Origin of the sequence: Yoonia sp., assembly GCF_046498525.1 — a bacterium.
Lineage (GTDB): Bacteria > Pseudomonadota > Alphaproteobacteria > Rhodobacterales > Rhodobacteraceae > Yoonia.
On sequence record NZ_JAWOAN010000050.1, the window covers coordinates 1 to 4,199 of the forward strand.

A 4,199-nucleotide genomic window follows, 5' to 3' on the forward strand; every position below is an offset into this window, starting at 1 on the left:
TATCTCAAGTGCCCGCCCGCCCGCATTCAGAATATGGGTCTCGATCTCGGATAACTCAACGGTTGTGAACCGCACCTGATTGGCCGTTGTCTGACGATGAATAAAGGTTTCATTCAAAGGCGCCGCCATCATCCGCTGGGCATGTGTTGCGGTTGTTTCGATGAAATAGCCCAAGACATTGTTGTGCTTGATCTTGAGCGACGAAATACTCGACTTCTCGATATACTCCGCCTGCATCCCCGCAATCACAGAGCGGCCTTCATCACGCAGTTTGCGCACCTCATCAAGTTCTGCATCATAACCCGGTGCAATAAACCCGCCATCCCTGACTAGAATGGGCGGATCTGCCACCAGTGCCTCATCCAGCACGCTCAACATGGCATCATGACCCGTCAGACCCTTTGCGGCATCCGCCAGAATCTGCGGCATATCCGCTGGCAAGTGCTCTGCAAGCTGCGTTGCCTGCCCGATCGTGTTGCGAATGGCCGCCATATCGCGCGGTCCGCCGCGATCAAGTGCCAAACGCGATAAGGCGCGGTCCAGATCATGCACACCACGCAGCACATCGCGAATATTCTCGGTCAACCGATTGTGTCCGGTCAGAAAAGCCACCGTATCCAACCGCGCTGCAATGACATCGACATCGCAGGACGGCGACGCCAAGCGCCGCTCGAGCAGACGCGCGCCTCCCGCAGTGATGGTACGGTCGATGCAGTGCAAAAGTGACCCTTGCTTGCCGCCATTCATCGCATGGGTCAGCTCAAGCGATTTGCGTGTCGTTGCATCAATCTGCATCGCAGATGATTGCCCTTCCTGAACCGGTGGGCGCATCAACGGCAGATTTCCCCGCTGGGTGATATCAAGGTACTCGGCAACGGCGGACATCGCGCCGATCTCTGCGCGGCCAAAGTTGCCGAACGCATCCAGCGACCCGACTTTGTAAAGCTTGCACAGGCGCTTTTCGCCTGCAGTGCTGTCGAAGGCAGCCGCACCCAAAGTTGTCAGTGTAGCGCCGGAATCAGACACTATTCCAGCCCAATCAGCCTCATTTCCATCAACGACAATCACCTCTCGGGGTGTCAACCGCGCCAACTCTGGCCCCAGCTTTGCGCCACCGCATGGCATCACGTGAAAGGCACCGGTGGAAATATCGACCCAAGCCAGCGCCCCTTCATCGCGAACGACGTGAAACGCAGCCAGAAAGTTGTGGCGGCGCGCATCCAGCAGGGAATCCTCCGTCAGGGTGCCGGGCGTGACCAGCCGTACGACCTCGCGCTTCACGACAGCCTTGTAACCTCGTTTTTTCGCCTCAGCGGGGCTTTCCATCTGTTCGCAGACCGCAACACGAAACCCTTTGCGGATCAGCGTCAGGAAATACCCTTCGGCGGCATGATGCGGCACACCACACATCGGAATGTCATGATCGTCGTGCTTCCCGCGCTTTGTCAGCGCGATATCCAGCGCTTCAGCCGCTGCAACGGCATCGTCAAAGAACATCTCGTAAAAGTCACCCATCCGGTAAAAGAGCAAGGCGTCCGGATGCGCGGCCTTTATCTCCAGATATTGCGCCATCATTGGCGTTGTCGTGCTGTTGGTACTGCTCATGCATCCCCCCGGATCATCCCGCGCACATTAGCAGCCCGTGTTAGCGGCGAAACCCCGAAATGAACCCGTTGCGGGCCGGTGCCGGAACCCGCTATGTCTGGTGTCATTCAAAGGGGGGATCACATGTCGAATAATAAGCTGACCCGCGAGGACGCGCTGCAATTCCATATGCATCCAAGCCCCGGCAAATGGGAGATTCAGGCCACAGTGCCGATGACCACCCAGCGTGACCTGTCACTGGCGTATTCCCCCGGTGTGGCGATCCCCTGCGAGGAAATCGCGGCGAACCCTGCGCTTGCCTATGATTATACAAACAAAGGCAATCTTGTCGCCGTGATTTCCAACGGCACTGCCGTTCTTGGCCTTGGAAACCTTGGCGCGCTGGGCAGTAAACCGGTGATGGAGGGTAAATCGGTTCTCTTCAAACGCTTTGCCGATGTGAATTCCATCGATATTGAACTCGATACCGAAGACCCCGAAGAATTCATCAAGGCCGTCCGCTTGATGGGTCCCACCTTTGGCGGCATCAACCTTGAAGATATCAAAGCACCCGAATGTTTCATCATCGAACAGACCCTCAAAGAGCAGATGGACATCCCTGTTTTTCATGACGACCAGCATGGAACGGCTGTAATCTGCGCGGCAGGTCTGCTGAATGCACTGCATCTGTCGGGCAAAAAGATCGAGGACGTGAAGATCGTTCTGAATGGTGCAGGGGCGGCGGGCATAGCCTGCCTCGAACTGCTCAAGGCGATGGGGGCCAAGCACGACAACTGCATCATGTGCGACACGAAGGGCGTGATCTTTCAGGGCCGGACCGAGGGGATGAACCAGTGGAAATCGGCCCATGCCGCCAACACCACCGCGCGCACCCTTGATGATGCGATGAAAGGCTGCGACGTGTTTCTGGGGGTCAGCGCCAAAGGTGCTGTGACGCAGGAAATGGTGTCTAACATGGCGGAAAACCCTGTTATCTTTGCCATGGCCAACCCGGATCCCGAGATTACACCCGAAGACGCACATGCCGTCCGCGAAGACGCGATCGTCGCCACTGGCCGCAGTGATTACCCAAATCAGGTGAACAACGTCCTTGGTTTTCCGTACCTCTTTCGCGGCGCTCTCGATATTCACGCACGCGCCATCAACGACGAGATGAAGATCGCCTGTGCCGAAGCGCTCGCAGCACTTGCCCGCGAAGATGTGCCGGATGAAGTCGCGCTGGCCTATGGCAAGAAACTGACTTTCGGGCGCGATTACATCATCCCAACGCCCTTTGATCCGCGCCTGATCCACCGCATTCCCACAGCGGTCGCACAAGCCGGTATGAAAACCGGCGTCGCCCGGCGGCCCATCGTGGATATGGACGCCTACGAGCTGGCCCTCAAATCCCGGATGGACCCGACACAATCCATCCTGCGCGGCCTCAATGCCCGCGCACGGGCCAACCAGTCTACGGTGGTTTTTGCCGAAGGCGACGACCCCCGCGTTCTACGCGCCGCGGTCATGTATCAACGGTCCGGTATGGGTAAGGCTTTGGTCGTCGGTCGCGAAGATGATGTGCGTGAAAAACTGACCGCCGAAGGTCTGCCCGAAGCGTTCGACGAACTTGAGATCATCAACGCAGCGACAACGACGCATCTCGAAACCTACAAGGCATTTCTTTATGAACGCCTTCAACGCAAGGGGTTTGACGCGCATGACGTTCACCGCCTTGCCGCCCGCGACCGGCATGTTTTCGCGGCGTTGATGCTGGCTCATGGCCACGCCGATGGCATGGTGACCGGCGCGACACGCAAATCTGCGCATATCCTTGAACTGATCAACTATGTCTTTGACGCCGAACCACACGATGGCGCGGTCGGTGTGACCGCCGTCCTGCACAAAGGGCGGATCGTTCTGATCACCGATACGCTGGTGCATGAATGGCCCGATGAAAACGACCTTGCCGATATTGCCGAGCGCGGCGCTGCTGTCGCCCGTGAACTGGGCTTGGAACCGCGCGTCGCCTTCCTGTCTTTCTCGACTTTCGGGTATCCGGTGTCAGAGCGGGCCGAGAAGATGCATCAGGCACCCCGCGTACTTGATGCACGCAAGGCAGACTTTGAATACGAAGGCGAAATGACCGTCGATGTGGCGCTGAACATCAAAGCACAGGAAAACTATCCTTTCCAGCGCCTCACGGGCCCTGCGAATGTCCTTGTCGTGCCGGCAAGACACTCTGCCTCGATCTCTGTCAAACTGATGCAGGAAATGGCAGGCGCGACAGTGATCGGCCCGATCCTGTCGGGGATCGGCAAACCGATCCAGATATGTTCCACTGTTTCCACGGTCAACGACATCCTGAACATGGCAGTCATTGCTGCCTGCAAGGTCGACTGATGGCAATCTGGAACCTTGGGTCGATCAACCACGGTTGAGACGCTTAATCATTATATTAACTACTCTGAAATGATTATGCCCTCTTCAAACTATTGGAATGTGGCCCATGGGCTTAATCCTGGAGAAATGGAGCAGGATTAAGCCCATGGGCCACATTCCAATAGTTTGAAGAGGGCATAATCATTTCAGAGTAGTTAATATAATGATTAAGCGTC

General features: G+C 56.7%; 2 protein-coding genes. One reads left to right on the top strand and one right to left on the bottom strand.

Features of this window, described 5'->3' with window-relative positions:
• The coding region (gene mutS / locus R6T97_RS03570; protein ID WP_410347929.1) for a DNA mismatch repair protein MutS at positions 1-1,605 on the bottom strand (1,605 nt) is incomplete at its 3' end.
• A 123-nt stretch (positions 1,606-1,728) separates the two neighbouring features.
• On the opposite strand from mutS, the gene R6T97_RS03575 reads away from it, so the two are divergent.
• Positions 1,729-3,984 carry an NADP-dependent malic enzyme gene (locus tag R6T97_RS03575; protein WP_410347930.1) on the top strand — a complete coding sequence of 752 codons (2,256 nt, stop codon included), beginning with the start codon at positions 1,729-1,731 and terminating at the stop codon, positions 3,982-3,984.
• The last annotated feature ends 215 nt before the right edge of the window (positions 3,985-4,199 follow it).